We start from the raw sequence: 16226 nt of genomic DNA on the forward strand, positions 1-16226 counted from the left end.
GTCGACCAGGGGAAATTTCATTAATGGGGGTACTCTACTCGGAAACGAGGATCTCGGCGCCGGGAACCAGGCGTCCATCCAGAAAAATGAACGAGCTACTATTCACACCAAGACGTATCGGCAACGTCCAGATACCCAATCGGACGGTATTCTTGGCCCACGAAACCGGGTTTGCGGAGGATGGATTACCAACTGAACGTGACGCGGCCTACTATGAAGCGCGTGCTCGTGGTGGGGCAGGTCTCATAATGGGGCCGTCCAGCATGCTTGTCCACCCGACAGCATCTAACCCGACGTATGCGTCCGGTTATGACCCAGCGGTTATACCACGGCTAGAGGAAATAGCCGAGGCCGTCCATCGTCACGATTCAAAGGTCTTCGCTCAACTTCAACATACTGGGGGCGAGGATACTGGTGAACATGCGATGCATGAGACGTGGGCTCCGTCTGCGGTTCCGTCGAATTTTGGCTATGAGATGCCAAAGCGGATGGAGAAGTCGGACATTGAAGAGGTCAAGCTTGGGTACGCAAAAACTGCAGAACACGTGAAGCGAAGCGGCATCGACGGCATCGAGCTGAAGGTCGGTCATGATGGGTTGCTTCGACAATTCATATCGCCAAAATACAACCGCCGCAGTGATGAGTATGGAGGCGACGTTGATGGCCGGGTTCGCCTCCTGAACGAAGTGATCGAGGTCATCAGAGACCGCGTCGGCGAGGACTTTCCAGTTGGTGTCCGGCTGACTCTCGACGAGATGGAGTCCGGTGGCTATGACTACGATTATGCAGTAGCGGTCATGCGACGGCTGCATCCGAGTGTGGACTTTCTCGATTCGGATATCGCTACGATTTCAAAGCTATACGTGACGGACGCTCCGATGCATGCACCACTGGGGTATACTGAAGAGTATTATGGGGATGCTCGAAGTATTCTTGATGTCCCAGTTATTGCCGCTGGCCGAATCAATGATCTGACAAAGGCTGAAGATCTTTTACAGGAGGGCAAAGCCGATTTTATCGGGATGTGCAGACAACTGATTGCGGATCCCGAAACGGTTCGAAAAGCCGAACGGGGCAATGATTCCGAAATCACTCACTGTATAGCGTGCAATCAGAACTGCCTCGGCGGCCTAAACACCAAAGGCCATATCGGTTGCATCCAAACGCCGCGCTCGGGCCGCGAAACTGAAATGGACCGGCTAGTTGATCTTCCGGAAGTGGATGATCCCAAAGAGGTCCTGGTCGTTGGTGGGGGTCCGGCTGGGATGTCCTTTGCTGTAACTGCCGCGGATCTCGGCCATCATGTTACCATCCACGAAAAGCGAGCTGAACTTGGTGGCCAAGTAAACATCGCGACGAATATCGAGGCCCGGCGCGAGTTTGGCGACGTTGTCAGGAACCTCGAAAACCGACTTCGAACCCGGGACGTGAGCGTCGAAACTGGATCTCAAGTTTCTCCGCAAGATGTCGATGGCGGCTGGGACGTTGTTGTTGCTGCGACGGGGGCTACTGAGCAATCTCCCGACCTTCCAGGAGAGGATGTGTATCGCTCGTGGGACGTGTTACAGGGAGAATCTGTTGGTGACTCCGTGGTTGTCTTTGACCAGAACAAGCATGCCACTGGTGTCGGCGTGGCAGAGCAGCTTGCAAAAGAGGGTCACGATGTCACCATTGTCACGACATCGTACCACCCCGGTGATCAATTAGAGGGATCGAACGTTCCTCCATTCCTTGAATCCCTGGTTGATCTGAACATCGAGACCAAAGAGCACGCCACGGTGGTCGGGTACGAGGACAAATTAGTCCAGGCAATGAACGTTTACTCACAGGAGATCGAGTCGATCGAAGCCGATTCGCTGGTTGTCGCGAATCGCCGCCAAGCACGGGACGATTTCGCCCACCAATTGAGAGACCAGGTAGACATTCCAGTCCACTCGATTGGAGACAGCGTGGCACCGCGCCTGGTGGATAAAGCAATTTACGACGGTGAAACACTGGCCCGAGAACTATGAGTGAACAACTGATCGTCGTTCCGGAGTGGGATGGATGTTCGGTCCTCGGTGAAGCCCAGCGACTCAAAGAACGATTGGAAGCGACCAGCGATTCGGATGTCGATGTGGTTGTGATCACGATGGACGGCATTCACGACATGTCGGAACTCGATGTATCCGCCGCAGATGAGCATCTGACCCTTCGATTACGCTCCGGTGAATTCGAACCGAGTACCACCACTGTGTCTGTCCGCGTGCGGGCATTACAGGACATCGTAACTGACCGAGATCCGCTCGGGGTCTTTTTCCCCAGCACCCCTGACGGCGACGAAATGGCAGCTACTCTTGCATCCACAACAGGTGGGGCTGGTCTCTTGGATTCACTGCTCGAAGTGAAAAACGGTGAACTGATCGGGCATCGCCCAGTGTTTGATAAACGAGCCCTCGTGACCTTTGAGGTTGAGAACCGTCCGCTTGTCGCCTCACTCTCCATGGATGGGCTACCGGAACCCAGTAGCGGAGCAGAAACGCCCCCTGTCCAACACAGCATCGAAGTCGAAGGAGTGGCTGAAGAGGGCGTTGAACGGCTCCGGACAATAGAAGTCCCCGAAAAGGACATCTCGAAAGCAAAAGTGGTTGTGGCAGGTGGGGACGGCCTCGAAAGTCGTGATGACTTCCAGGTTATCCGATCCCTTGCTGACTCACTCAATGCGACTGTTGGAGCGTCTCGACCACTTGTCGATGAGGGGTGGGTTGCCCACGACCGGCAGATCGGTGTTACGGGCAAGTCTGTTGATGCGGACCTGTATGTCCCTGTTGCCATTTCCGGTGATCCCTATCACTTGGACGACGTCCAGGCGGAACATATTCTGGCAATTAATACCGATCCCAACGCTCGCGTTTTCGATATGGCGGATATTGGGGTTTTGGGTGATTTCGAAACGTATGGACCGAAACTAACCGAAGCTATCCAAGCAACGCATGCTACTAATTCAAGCGACGCTGAAGAACCAAGGGGTGAGGAGTGATGGTCGACTTTGACGTAATCGTCGTCGGTGCCGGGCGAGCGGGGACTGCAGCAGCGTACAAACTCGCCGAACACGGCATCGACGTCGCCCTCGTTGAGCGGGCGAAAGAGGCTGGGATGAAGAACGTGACCGGTGGCGTTCTTTACGGGGACGTGCTCAGCGAGTTGGTCCCAGAGTTCCCGGATCAGGCCCCGCTTGGGAGACATGTCGTAGAGCATAACGTTCGTATCCTCAACGAAGGCACGTCTATTGGGATCAGTTATCGGGATCCGGCCATTCTCGACGAGCCCAATTACACGATCCAGGTTGGGCGGTTTGACCAATGGTTCGTGAAGAAAGCCGAGGAGAAGGGTGCCGTGTTCATTCCGGAAACGACAGTTCGGGATGTTTCTCAACGAGGCGAGGAAGTTCTCGTCGAAACAGATCGCACTGGGGGAGACCTCACTTGCAAGGCCGTCGTTGGTGCGGACGGAGTTAACACCACAGTTGGTCGCGTCGCTGGGATCCGAGAAACAGTCCGGAATGAAAACGTTGGCCAGTCCGTCAAACACGTGATCGATCTCGATAAGTCGACAATCAATGAGCGTTTCAACCTGGAACCTGGCGAAGGTGCCGCATACGCTTTCGAAGGCTTTCCTGAAGGGGTCCCTGGGCTCGGATACTTCCTCTATACATTTGAATCGAGTATTGCGGTCGGTGCCGTCGCGAGCATGAGTTCCCTCGAAAAGTATGGAAAGCAGGGTTATAGTGGTCGCGGCACCCCGTTGTATGATCTCTTGGACCGGTTCAAAGAGCTCAAGGCGGTCAAACCACTCGTCGAAGGGGGTTCAACTACTGAATACCAGGGAATCCTCGTGCCGAAGTACAAGTACTCCAACCTCCCCCAACGATACGACGACCGAATTAGCCTCGTTGGTGATGCCGCCGGCCTGACCCTGAACAAGGGGTTCACGTTCCGAGGGTTGGACTTCGGTATTAAGAGCGGGATGTGTGCCGCCGAGGCGGCGATCGGTAGCGATCAAAATCAGGACTGGGATAGCTTTGGCCAGCGGTACGATAAACTTCTCAACAACTCCTATGTGATGACCGAGATGAAACAACATAGGGGAATCCCGTCGGTGGTTGAGAACGAGAAGTTCTTCGACGAGTATCCGGCAGTCGCTCGCGAGGTCCTCGAACACACGTTCTCGACGAGTGGGGACGCCTCGGGACTGACCTGGCGCCAAGCACTGCGGAGTTTGCGCAAGCGAGATATCAAGTTGCGAGGTGTACTGGCAGATGGATGGAAAGCGGTACGGTCATTTTGACAAACTATGTTCCACATACAACAGACTACAAACGGCGATGGAGTTATTCACCGGATAGACATGCGTACAAAAGGAACTACCACCGTCCGGCTCAATGGAGGCGAACACCAATGTCAGTAGAAAAAGATCTGGAAACAGTCGAATGGGATGTGGGAGAAGAGGGACACATTACCGTCGATAACTCCGAGTGTGTCGACTGTGAGGAGAAACCGTGTCTGCATCTCTGTCCAGCACAGTGTTTTGACTACCAGGAAGAGCGGGAAGGTGGGATCTACTTCTCGTACGAGCACTGTATCGAATGCGGTTCCTGTATGGTTTTCTGTGCCAACGATCCGGATCGGGGAGCCGTTTCGTGGACGAAGCCTGATGGTGGTAAAGGAGTGGAGTACGATCTAGGATGATGAACGCAATCGTTCCAATCCGCCCCGCTCCGCACAAGGTCCTCCCGGACACGGAGTCTGAGGGGGTGCAAACCCGACGCTGGCTAGCGAACAAGACAGATCTGGTGGCGCTCGAAGCTGCCCAACAGCACGCGGAGCATGTCACCGTTCTCGGGATTGGCGATGAACGTGCAAAAGACGCTGTCAAAGCGGGGCTACGGGCGGGTGCTGATGAAGCCATTCATGTCGAGTATGACCCCATCGAAGACCCGATTGGGGAAAAATATGGGACGGTTCTCGGAAAGGTTATTGAGCAGGAGGAGCCCGAAACAGTATTCATCGGTGACGAGGCACCGACGATGGATATCGAGGTGATCACAACCACAGCAGCTGATCTGGGATGGCGATCAACAACGGGCGTGACCGGAATCGGCACGGAGGACGTTGATGGTCACTACGAGTCCGACCATGATCTCCTCGTTCAACGACGTGTCGCGTTGGGTGAACAGGAGATAGTTGGTCTCAATACTCCCGTTGTTTTGGGGATCGATTCCGGATTTGCCAACCCCTCACGTGGATCTATGGACTCTGTACTCGCTGCCCAAAGAGCGTCCATTCGAACGCTTCCACTGGACGAGATTGTGCCCGGGGAATCGCGCTTTTCCATGAGTATTGGTTCCCTTAGTGTCCGTGACATCCACGCGTACGAGCGTGTGGGTCATGGGGCACCACCACGGCACGGGTCCGTCGAACAGCGAATCCACCAGATCATGGGCGATACAGATTCGGATGAACAAACCGCTGGGGAAATAATCGACGACTCGCCGGAGCACGCAATCGATCAAGTAGTGTCGTACCTTGAGGCCAATGAGGTACTCTAATTGAACGACGATGCCTCAGTATAACTTTGATGACCGGGTTGCGTTCGTGACGGGGGCCGCTCGTGGCGTTGGTCGGAAGACCGCAGAACGGTACGCTGAGGCAGGTGCAGACGTGATTGTTACCGACATATGCTCGGAGATTTCAACGCTTCCGTACGATCTTGGTACCAGGGCAGATCTTGAGAGAACTGCTGATTTGGTTCGTGATACTGGTTCTGAGGCACTCGTAATTCCAGTTGACGTGCGTGATGCTTCAGCCGTTCGAGACGCTGTCGAAACGGGGGTTGATCGATTTGGTCATATCGACTTTTTGGCCGCTAATGCTGGTGTCTGGGACAGTCGTCCGTTTGCTGACGTTGACGAGGCGCTATTCGAATTGGTCATCGATACTAACTTGAAAGGTGCCTGGTTGTCGGCTAAATACATCGCCAGACAAGCAATTCAGCACGAGAAACAGGCGAGTATCGTAATCACGTCCTCGATTTTGGGGCAAGTGGGCGCGGCTTGGTCTGCCCATTACTCGGCGTCAAAACACGGGATCATCGGATTTACGAAATCACTGGCGCTTGAACTCGGCGAATATGGGATCCGGGCCAATGTAGTGAGTCCGACCGGAATCGATACGCCAATGGTTGAAAAAATGGTCGAATCACTCGGGACCGAACCCTTCGATAGAATTTCGGGCCCCGTTGGCCCGATGAATCTCCTCGATGGGAACCTGCTCGACCCGCAAGACGTTGCTGAAGCGCATCTCTGGCTTGCGAGTGATGCGTCCGGTGCCGTGACTGGTGCTGTCCTTCCTATCGATGCAGGAATGACGGCAAAGTAATTCTAAAGCCGCCGGGCGAGATCTTCAGCGTCGTAATACGCCCGATCTAATTTACGCGGTGACACCGCGTCTCCGATCCGGTACACGTCGTCGTGGCCATTTGAGAGCTCCAAGTAAAGCGATTCATTTGCACTCCGTCGTCCCGCATACACTATGGTCTCCGGTTTTCGGGACTGGGTTGTGCCGGAATAGATGTGATGCATCGTTACTGTCCCGTCGTCTGTGATCTCATCCACTTCGTGATTCCCGATGAAATCGACCCCCTGTGCTTGGAGGCTGGCAACCATCGTCGGGAGGTTGGGCTGTTCGGTTCGGAAACCTGGATAGTGGTCTTCGGTGACTATTTCCAGATCAGTCCCCCGGCGGGCGAGTTCCAAGCCGACTTGCATGGTTATAATCCACCGATTCTCGTCGATCAGTAGTACCTCATCTGCCGTCTCTTCGCCCTGAAGAACATCGACGGCATCAACAACTTTTTCTTCGAAATCGTATCCTTCCTTCGTGGAAATCGGCGCGCCAGTTGCGACGACGATGGCGTCCCATTCATTTGAGATGTCTTTTGCACGCACCTCTTGCCCCGTTTCAACTGCTACTTCCGTTTCGATGAGGTCCGACTTGAGGTCTTCTAATGCACGTTCGATGGGTGAGAGTATTCCCTGTGCAGCGACCGTCAGTTGGCCACCAAGCTTGTCCTTTCTCTCTCGGAGCGTAACATTGTGTCCGCGTTGGGAGGCAACTGTTGCGAACCGCATTCCAGCAGGCCCCCCACCAACCACCAGAATGTTTTGTTTGTAATTGACTTCCGGGAGTGATTGAATCGGGTCAAGTTCCGCTTCCCTCCCTGTTCGGGGATTGATTACGCATTCCACGTGTCCGCCATGAGCGTCTGCAAACACTCCCTCAAGGCATTTCTGATTACACTTGATACACTGCTTTGGCCGAACTCCCTCCTGGAGCTTTTGAACCGTATTTTCGTCCGCAAGAAGTTGTCTGGTAAAACTCACCAGATCGGCACCAGCGTCGAGAAGATCTCTTGTTGAGTCTCCAGTCGTCAGCGGGGATCGGCCGATGAGTGGGACATCGACGATGTCCGAAACTGTTTCAATGCCAGATTCAAGGCCGGGGGAATCCATTCCAATTCCACTGTGCCCCTGTGTGTACGTCGAGGCGGTTCCGACAGTGACAGAGAGATAGTCAAATCCGTCAATCGCATTGAGTAGGTCCGGAATGTCTTCATACTCGTATCCACCATATTCCATCTCGGCCAACGAGAGGTGCAGTCCGACAGGTTCATCGACTGCTTTCGAGACTGTATCGAGTACTTCGGTCACGAACCGAGCCCGATTTTCCCATGAACCGCCATACTCGTCCTCGCGAACGTTGAACTTTGGTGAGAGGAATTGTCTGAGAATCGAATACGGGCCTGCAGCGAGCTCCACACCGTCAAATCCTGCGTTTGAAAGGTTTTTCGCCGCGGTCCCGAATGAGCGCTGGAGTCTTTCGATATCGTCGTGGCTCATCGGCGTCGGCATCTCGTAGGTTGAATCCGAGGCCACTGCAGAGGGTGCAAGTTGTGCTTGCATTTCCCAATCACCAGTCGCTTCAGCCCCGGGGTGTGTGAGTTGCCCGAAAACCTTTGCCCCCGATTCGTGAATCGTTCTGACAGTTTCCTCAAGTGCGGGGACAACATCCGTATCATACGCATCCACGAACCAAGGCCCGCTGGCAGACGAATCGACCAACATTTTGGCTGGACCGACCACCAGGCCGACCCCACCTCGAGCGCGAGCCGCCAGATGTTCATTGAGCTCCTCGGTCGGGTGCCCATTTTCGGCCAGATTTGTTCGAACCGCACGGAAGACCGCTCGATTGGATATGGGTGTCCCCACAATCTCGACCTCTTGCTGTAGGTCCATACAGTGCCATTGTGAACCGACCAACTTGAGTATTGAGGGTATTCTATTATTCGCCGGATCGGGCGCTGGTGACAAATTATAAGTATTTGCACCGGACTAACGTTAAATGATGTCAAAAGCAGCCCCTCAAACTGAAAGCTCGAAAACTGCCGACACTGAACCGCCGGAGATCGAAAGCGACCTGGTGAAAGAGGAACTCCGGATTGACGGGATTTGCGGAGTTTATTGAATGGGAAAGACCGTATCGAAGCCTGAGTACATCAAATATCGGCGCGAGGACGAGTATGGTCTCGTGTATGACCACGAAAATTACGGCTACGAGGATGCGACGCTGAGCACAGTCGACGAGCGCATCATTTCGTGTTTGGAGTATGTTGAGGATCGGTCAGCTATCGAGCTGGAAGCCCTCCAGGATGAATTTTCTCCTGAGGTAATCGAAGTCGCTCGAAAAAAGGGGTATATATATGTCACGTAGCCCGTTGCGCTCACCGGTCACGATCACGTGGGAAGTCACGTTTGGCTGTAATCTGCACTGTGATCATTGCCTCTCCGGGAGTGGCCCCGCACAGCAATCGTCTGACGAACTGTCTACTGCCGAGGCAAAGGAATTCATCGCGGAGTGTGACGAGATGGACATCTTCCAGGTGAATATTGGTGGGGGTGAGCCGTTTGTTAGACCGGACATCCTTGAACTCCTCGCTGATCTCACGGATCGGGGAATCTCTACTTGTGTGAGTACCAATGGAACACAGTTGGACGCGACCGTTTTGGATCGGCTGGAAGAGATGGACCCCTTATACCTGCAGGTGAGTCTGGACGGACTTCAGCCAGAAAACGACGCGTTACGTGGGGATGGTGTTTTTAATTCTGTTCTAGACACGCTTTCTGAACTTGCAGAACGAGATATTGGGACCACCGTGAATACGGTTGTCACGAGCCAAAACGTCCACGATTTGGACGAAATATACGAGCTAGCGGGGAGTTATGGAGCGGGTCTTCGCCTCAACCGGTTCCGCCCCAGCGGACGTGGTGAAGATGTCTGGGATAGGCTTCGACTGGACACTGATCAGATCACGTACCTGCATTCCTGGTTGAGCGATCACCCTGATGTTCGAACAGGCGACTCGTTCTTTTACCTGAACGCAATGGGTGAAGTTCGAAACGAGACTTTGAAAGAATGTGGAGCCGGGTCTATGACTTGCTTGGTCGATCCCGTTGGGGATGTGTACCCCTGTGCGTTCACTCAATGGCCGGAAGTAAAATCGGGCAACGTCATTTCGGACGGCTTCCAAACTGCATGGGACGAACTTACCTCTCTTGGGACCCACGTCGATGACCACGAAGGATGTCCAGCAGTTGCGATGGGTAGCAAGGACTCAGAAGGAGAGGATCCTCAACTACGCTCGATTTTGCACGGTGACTGACCCAAAATGTCACGAACGAGTGGCCAGTACCGTCTCCGGGACAGTGTTTCGATTCAGAATGGTCTTGTTTCTCGGTCTGGTCCTCTCGTTGTAACTCGGTTGAACGACTCTGCCCAGGATCTCCTCAAGACGGTTTCCACTGATGAGTTTCAGTCAGTAACGGCGATTGCTAGGGAAGGCGGGGTTTCAGCGGAATCGACTGGAGCACTACTCAGTGATCTTTACAATCGCGGCTTTCTCGAGTGGAGGCCCGCACGTGACCCAGAGTTTCAGCCACCCGTCTCGATCATCTTGACAGTACGAAACGAAGCAGACGCAATAGAGCCGGCTTTGGACGCTTTGGCCGATCTGAATTACCCTGAGTACGAGGTCGTCGTTGTTGATGACGGCTCCACAGACGACACACGGGAATTAATCCGATCACACTCTCTGACAGCGGATGGGAACTTGCGTCTCGTTCCTGTTGGATCTGACACGGAACCACTCGGCATCGGTGCGAGCCGAAACCGGGGTGTTTCGAGTGCGGCGAACGAGATCATCGCGTTCACGGATGCAGACTGTCGTCCGAATCGGGCGTGGCTATCGAATCTTGTTCCCGCTCTGGCCACTCATGATGTGGTCGGTGGACGTGTCCGCCCTACCGATACAGCACGGCCCATGCATGAGTATGAAGGGATCCACTCCTCTTTGGATATGGGTCCACGTGCGTCCCCAGTGGACCGAGAACAGTCGACACCCTACCTTCCAACTGCCAATCTTGTCGGCCACCGAGAGGTGTTTGAGAAAACCCCCTTCCCAGAACGAAACGTCGCCGAGGACGTTGGTGTTAGCTGGGACGCACTGGCGAATGGATTTGATCTGGTGTACGATCCAACTGGTGTTGTCGAGCACGACTACGGAGGAGTCACCAATTTTCTCGGACGACGTCTTTCTTACGGCGGTTCTGAAGCGCTTTTGGCCAAATTGTACGGCCACCCCGGCTCGGTGTCGCTGCCAGCGATCTCCTTGGTTGGTTTGGTATTGCTCGCGGTCTTGCCTGTGGTCAATTCTATGCTGAATATTGGTGCTTCTCTGGGCACATTTTTGGCAGCTATGACGGTTCTCGGTTTCGTCATCACGCCCACAAAACAGGCATTCACTTCAGTGATAACCGGGTCCATTCGTGTGTCTGCGGCTGTGGCTGGTCTCTTCCGTGGCTCACTTTCACGAGTCTACGGTTTCGCTCTCGAAGTTACGCGCTATTATTCGCTTCCCTTAGTCGCGCTTGGGATTTTAGCAGGTGTTGGCGGCTTAGAGTTTCTTGCCATTAGCTTACTTGCCATCCCGGGGATCTGTGTGGTGGTGGCTCTGGCTATAGATCTGTCCGTTAATCGGCCTTCAAGCCCTGTTCGATACTCCCTCTTGTACCTCGTTGACCATCTTACCTACCAGATTGGAGCCTACCGTGGTGCGGTGGAAAACCGTACTGTTGCCCATCTTCGCCCCTCGAGTCGGTTTTCTCTCACTCTGTAGTCGAAAGGTCGGTCGCTCGGCCAGTTCTTCGTGCAAGAAACAATACTCCCAGATGACCATTATCGGAACGGGGTTTCGATTTTGGGGCAACGAGGGCTCCATTGCCAATCCCTATATGCCTAAACCCAATTTTTATATTCCCCCGCGTATACTGGGTGTGTGTAGCAGTGTGATGGAACCGAATCACACACCGACCACCTAAAGACACAGAACGAGCACGAACTCTATGAGCCAGCTGTGTGGCCGCATGATCCACGCGGCAATCCCACGGCGAAAGATGGTTCAGCGGAGCACGTGCTGTGGTTAAATCAACATGCCAAATACACCAACCAAAAATTGGAGGCGAACGGTACACAGGAGGCGAACCGACAACGCAGTAGCTGGGCATCTGCAAACTAACTCGGAACCCAAAACCAATCGACGACACGCATGAAATTAATGGAGATTTTTGGTTTGGAAGGGGCTGAGTTTAATGAGAAAATGCTTTTCTTCCTCACTGCAGTTGGACTCGCTGTTCTGGGTGCAATTGGAATTTTGAGCCCGCAGTGGTTCAATGACATGATGATGGCGGGCTATGACTTTGTTCTCCATAACTTCGGCTGGTGGTTTATGGTACTGGGATTTGCGCTTCTGGCGTTTTCCGTGTTCATGACTTTCTCGAAGTACGGAAAAATTCGCATTGGCGGTCAGGATGCAGAACCTGAATTCGGCCTATTTGGATGGATCGCGATGGTATTTACTGTCGGATACAGTGGTTCGATCATCATTTGGGGTGTTGGGGAGCCTGCTTCGATCATGGCTGCTCCGCCCCCAGAGCCGTGGCCAGTGAGTGGCGCGCTTGAATCCATGTCGCTTTCGTTCATGTTTATCCACGAGATCTTCCCCGGGCTAGCGATGTGGTACCCTCCCTTCGCTCTCGCATTTGCCCTCACAATTTACAACCGGAACGTGGACCGATTCAAAATCAGTTCTATGCTCAAACCGCTCCTCGGAGACGGGGACCACAAGTACCTCTACTGGGTTGTGGACCTGGCCTCCCTAATCGCTATTGTAGGGGGAATTGCAGCGACGATGGGGTTCTCTGCCCAGACATTCGATGCGCTCATCAGTGATGTATTCAATATGCCAGGATCTTCCCTGACGTACATACTATTTGGATTAATCGGCTTGGTGTTCCTCGGAGACGTCTGGCTCGGACTTCACAAGGGCATCCAGAACGCTGCGAGAGCGACGGTGATTCTGGCGATGATTTCGGCCGGGTTCCTGTTGGTGGTGGGCCCAACCTTGTCCGCGATCAATATCGGGCTGGATGCAACTGGGATCTGGATCAACAACATGTTCCGACTTTCGTTCTTCACGGATCCCACCGCAGCTGGCGATTGGGGCCACTATTGGACCAGTTTCTGGTGGGCCTGGTGGGCAGCGTGGGGCATCTTTGTTGGCAGCTTTGTCGCCCGGGTCTCCAAGGGCCGAACTCTTCGAGAGACGTTTGTGAGTTTGGTCGCCATTCCCGGTGTCTTCCTGTGGATTCAGCACTCGATCATTGGCGGATGGGTTCTCTCCCCGGGTTATGTCGAACCGGTAACTGAGGCCGTTTCTTCCGGAGGAATTCCTGCTGCGATTGCCGAAGCAGTCAATCTCACCCCATATGGGTTGGTTTTGGCTGTTCTGTTCGTCCTCGTGATCACCGGGTATGTGATTACCTCCCTCGATTCGACTGTGTTTATCCTCTCTTCGATTACCCTTGGGACCGAAAATCCCAATGCTCGGAACCGGGCATGGTGGGGTGTTCTGCTCGCGTTCGTGGGTGTGATGACGATTGAACTCCCCCTGTTTAGCGCAATGCAGGCATTCCCAGTGATTTTGGCATTCCCGTTCACCGTCTTCCTTGTCGCGATAGCATTCTCCAGTTACGTTGCTGCCAGGGATTACTTCAGAGCTAATGTGCTGGAAGACGGGGAAGAGCATTCCAGCTTTATCACCCGCAAATCCGAACCACAACCGGCTCAAAAACAATCCCAGCCTGCACCGGACGACGATTAAATCGCGCCCAGCGGGCCAATTTCGAGGATCGTTTAATTTTAGTTTTGACTTTCCCTCCAAGGTCTACTGGGTTACAAGAGTGATAGATATAACTGCAAATACGAGCCCTGCAGCCTTTTTCATCCCAATGGGCTCTTTAAATATGAGAACGCCTAGGACGGCTGCGATGACGAAGTATAACCCGCTTATCGGAGTTACAACCGATGCATCTCCGGTTTTCAGTGCGGAATACATGGTTACTGCTCCGATAGCACTTGCTATTCCTGCTCCCAGTGCATACGTTACACCAGTCGGATCGAAATCGGCCGGATTCTGTGAGTTGTACAGGTAGTTTCCTAACAAAAAAACACTCGCCGATGCATATGTTACAAGTGTTGCCAAGTCCGACGAGATCGTTTCTGTGGAAATCTTTGCAAAAATTGCCCATCCGCCCCATGCCACCATTGTTACTACAGCAAGCCAAATTGCCGTCGTAGCCATGTTACAGAAAAATCCACACGGAATACTATAAGTGTTAGTGCGAATGTGGGCGTCAAGAACACGACTCGATTAACTGATCGGATCGGCGTGTATCTGGGCCCAATAGCCAGGTAACAAGGGTGGGTGACACGCGGCGATACGGTGTTCGCTGAACTGTTGACATACAACTCCGGCTATTGGTGCCCACTTCATTAACAGTTTCCAGGGGTCGTAATTGTTGTGATCTATTTAGTATCTAACTTTTCTCAAGTACATCGCTTTCAAATTTATTATGCTGTGCTCAAAACTGCTTACCATGCGTTCTGTAAAAATGAACGAACTCGCTTGGACTTCCATAGAAGAGGTCGCGGGCCAAGAAGTCCATACTGTAATCATTCCAATTGGAGCGACAGAACAACATGGGCCACACCTCCCGGTTGGAACTGATTCGATGATTGGCGAGGAAATATCGACTCGGGTCGCAAACCGGCTCGGTGACACACTTGTGGCCCCTCCGATTCAAGTTGGGTGTTCACCTAGCCATTCCGATTATCCGGGCACGATCTCGATCAGTTCCGACGTTCTCAAAGGTCTTATAGACGATTATCTTGACTCACTCGATGGCCATGGATTTCAATTCGCAGTCTTGCTCCCCTCTCACGGTGGAAATTTCCCGCCTGTTGAAACCGCAGCTGCCGAACTGGCCCCAAAATACTCGGAGCTCTCGCTCATCCCGATTGTAGACCTGAACCGTTTTACAGAACTAATAAATCAGGGGCTAGAAGAGGCCGGTTTGGAATACCAGGAGCCGGTTATCCATGGTGGCGGTACTGAAACCGCGATGATGATGGCTATTGAACCATCACGTGTCCGTAATTCCGAATTGCGCCCTGGTAATGAGGGTCTAAAATCTCGTTCTGCGGTCCTGAATCTCGGCTTTCAGTCGGTAACGGATGCTGGAGTTTTGGGTGATCCGACTGTGGCAACCCCTGAAATAGGTGAGCACATTATCACGTCCCTGGTAGACGGGTATACAGCCATGATTGAACATGAACGGACCAGGTTACGGAACTGGTAGATAGGCAAATTCGTATTGGCTTCACTCGAAATACGTTTTCTGTGTATTTTCATCCCCGATCTGATCTATATAATTAAATGATTATATCGATAAAGTTACTTTCCCCAATAGTATATTTAATTTTGATAGTTTTAGGAGTTAGCTCCATCTCAAACATTATAACAAATATTAATCATATATAAGTAATATATTATTGCAGTGAGATTATTCAGAACGAAAATTTCCGCATTTGGCACTTAATACCGAATATATGGCCATTTTTATCGATTTTGAGTTTTATCATAAATATGGTATTAGGATTTTTTATCAAATTTTATAATTTTACTGTATTAGTTCGACCCGTTGAACTAGTATCTGCGGTTAATAGGGTTTTGAAGCGGAAAAACTTCATTATTAGTATCGTAGCTGTCTTATTTCCACGGTCTTTGGAATGCAGCGACTTAATAATTATACTATCTGATAGATCTAATAATTATCCAACTTTCTGTTAATTAGTTACGGCACAATTATAATGAAAATAGAATGATCCGGGCCGGTATAGAACCGCCCATCTAATCGGCACCCAACTTCTTTTGAACTCCTCGCCGTAGAAACCAGCCACCAATGAGCGATCGAGGACCTGTATTGCCCCCGATTTTCGTCTCGCCCCGGGCGAGATGGATCGCCATCCTCTCGCTTCTCGCACTTCTGGTCCTCGCTGGAGTCGGGCTCGTTCTCTTCGATTACTCCTTCGGATCGATGCTCGATGCCCAGACCGTCCGGGAGACCGTCGAGTCCTTTGGCCTGCTTGCGCCACTCGTTTTCATCCTGATTCAGGCCACACAGGTCGTGGTGGCTCCGATCCCGGGACAGGTGCTCGCACTGGCCGGCGGGTACGCCTTCGGCCCGGTGCTCGGCACAATCTACAGCCTCATCGGGGCGACTATCGGGAGTGCGGTGGCCTTCGGGTTGAGCCGCCGATTCGGGCGACCCGCAGTAAAGCGACTGGTCCATCCCCTGACTCTCGAAATGGTCGACGGATTTCTCGAAGATCACGGCCGATTGGCCGTCTTTCTGGTCTTTCTGGTGCCCGGCCTCCCGGACGACGCGCTCTGTTTCGTCTGCGGGCTCACCCCGCTCCCGCTCTCCCATCTCGTCGTTCTCTCTACGATCGGTCGAATCCCGGGCTATGCTATGCTCAGTCTCGCTGGCGGCCGACTCGCGACCAACCGGCCCCTTGAGGCGATACTCATAATCGTGCTCATCGCGGTCCTGGCGGCGCTCGCGTACTCCCAGCGCGAGCGTCTACTCGAGTTCTCACGGTGAGTGTCGGCGTGAATCTGTCGTATCGAGGGATTTGTACCAACGGCCGCCGTAGAAAGATTCCCCAACCCTATCC

At 52.9% G+C, this 16226-nt stretch carries 15 protein-coding genes; 13 read left to right on the top strand and 2 right to left on the bottom strand.

Annotated features, from left to right (window positions below; all coding sequences use genetic code 11):
* Positions 1-23: 23 nt before the first annotated feature.
* The 6 genes from HSR6_RS01020 to HSR6_RS01045 all read left to right on the top strand — a co-directional run bounded on the left by HSR6_RS01020 (position 24) and on the right by HSR6_RS01045 (position 6416).
* Positions 24-2012 (top strand): oxidoreductase, encoded by a 1989-nt coding sequence (locus HSR6_RS01020; RefSeq protein WP_199399065.1) that lies wholly within the window; start codon positions 24-26, stop codon positions 2010-2012.
* On the top strand, positions 2009-3019 hold the full coding sequence (locus tag HSR6_RS01025; RefSeq protein WP_070364196.1) for an electron transfer flavoprotein subunit alpha/FixB family protein: 1011 nt from the start codon (positions 2009-2011) through the stop codon (positions 3017-3019). Before HSR6_RS01020 ends, HSR6_RS01025 begins: the two co-directional genes overlap by 4 nt.
* Positions 3019-4326 carry an FAD-dependent oxidoreductase gene (locus HSR6_RS01030; RefSeq protein ID WP_070364197.1) on the top strand — a complete coding sequence of 436 codons (1308 nt, stop codon included), beginning with the start codon at positions 3019-3021 and terminating at the stop codon, positions 4324-4326. The genes HSR6_RS01025 and HSR6_RS01030 overlap by 1 nt, the downstream gene beginning before the upstream one ends.
* A 110-nt stretch (positions 4327-4436) precedes the next feature.
* On the top strand, positions 4437-4727 hold the full coding sequence (locus tag HSR6_RS01035) for a ferredoxin family protein (protein WP_071932567.1): 291 nt from the start codon (positions 4437-4439) through the stop codon (positions 4725-4727).
* Positions 4724-5587 carry a hypothetical protein gene (locus tag HSR6_RS01040; protein WP_071932568.1) on the top strand — a complete coding sequence of 288 codons (864 nt, stop codon included), beginning with the start codon at positions 4724-4726 and terminating at the stop codon, positions 5585-5587. Before HSR6_RS01035 ends, HSR6_RS01040 begins: the two co-directional genes overlap by 4 nt.
* 10 nt (positions 5588-5597) lie before the next feature.
* Positions 5598-6416 carry an SDR family oxidoreductase gene (locus tag HSR6_RS01045; RefSeq protein WP_070364199.1) on the top strand — a complete coding sequence of 273 codons (819 nt, stop codon included), beginning with the start codon at positions 5598-5600 and terminating at the stop codon, positions 6414-6416.
* Positions 6417-6418: 2 nt separating this feature from the next.
* Here HSR6_RS01045 and HSR6_RS01050 read toward each other — a convergent pair whose 3' ends face one another.
* Entirely contained in the window at positions 6419-8332 is a 1914-nt protein-coding gene (locus HSR6_RS01050) for an oxidoreductase (protein WP_070364200.1), read from the bottom strand.
* A gap of 109 nt (positions 8333-8441) precedes the next feature.
* On the opposite strand from HSR6_RS01050, the gene mftA reads away from it, so the two are divergent.
* The 5 genes from mftA to HSR6_RS01075 all read left to right on the top strand — a co-directional run bounded on the left by mftA (position 8442) and on the right by HSR6_RS01075 (position 13311).
* The gene (mftA, locus tag HSR6_RS11335) at positions 8442-8561 is read left to right on the top strand and encodes a mycofactocin precursor MftA (protein WP_198400422.1); all 120 of its coding nucleotides are present in this window, start codon (positions 8442-8444) and stop codon (positions 8559-8561) included.
* A complete protein-coding gene (gene mftB2, locus HSR6_RS01060) occupies positions 8562-8807 on the top strand; it encodes a mycofactocin biosynthesis chaperone MftB2 (protein WP_070364201.1) in 246 nt (81 codons plus the stop codon).
* The gene (mftC, locus tag HSR6_RS01065) at positions 8797-9756 is read left to right on the top strand and encodes a mycofactocin radical SAM maturase (protein WP_070364202.1); all 960 of its coding nucleotides are present in this window, start codon (positions 8797-8799) and stop codon (positions 9754-9756) included. The genes mftB2 and mftC overlap by 11 nt, the downstream gene beginning before the upstream one ends.
* 6 nt (positions 9757-9762) lie before the next feature.
* Positions 9763-11268 (top strand): glycosyltransferase, encoded by a 1506-nt coding sequence (locus HSR6_RS01070; protein WP_083258771.1) that lies wholly within the window; start codon positions 9763-9765, stop codon positions 11266-11268.
* 429 nt (positions 11269-11697) lie between these two features.
* Positions 11698-13311, top strand: a complete 1614-nt coding sequence (locus HSR6_RS01075; protein ID WP_070364204.1) for a BCCT family transporter — start codon at positions 11698-11700, stop codon at positions 13309-13311.
* Between the two features lie 63 nt (positions 13312-13374).
* Here HSR6_RS01075 and HSR6_RS01080 read toward each other — a convergent pair whose 3' ends face one another.
* Positions 13375-13791: an EamA family transporter gene (locus HSR6_RS01080; protein WP_071932571.1), complete on the bottom strand. Its 417-nt coding sequence runs from the start codon at positions 13789-13791 to the stop codon at positions 13375-13377.
* A 295-nt stretch (positions 13792-14086) separates the two neighbouring features.
* On the opposite strand from HSR6_RS01080, the gene HSR6_RS01085 reads away from it, so the two are divergent.
* Together HSR6_RS01085 and HSR6_RS01090 are read left to right on the top strand one after the other, a co-directional pair.
* The gene (locus HSR6_RS01085; protein ID WP_158514125.1) at positions 14087-14848 is read left to right on the top strand and encodes a creatininase family protein; all 762 of its coding nucleotides are present in this window, start codon (positions 14087-14089) and stop codon (positions 14846-14848) included.
* Positions 14849-15451: 603 nt separating this feature from the next.
* Positions 15452-16153: a TVP38/TMEM64 family protein gene (locus tag HSR6_RS01090; RefSeq protein ID WP_070364205.1), complete on the top strand. Its 702-nt coding sequence runs from the start codon at positions 15452-15454 to the stop codon at positions 16151-16153.
* The last annotated feature ends 73 nt before the right edge of the window (positions 16154-16226 follow it).

This window comes from Halodesulfurarchaeum formicicum (genome assembly GCF_001886955.1).
Lineage (GTDB): Archaea > Halobacteriota > Halobacteria > Halobacteriales > Halobacteriaceae > Halodesulfurarchaeum > Halodesulfurarchaeum formicicum.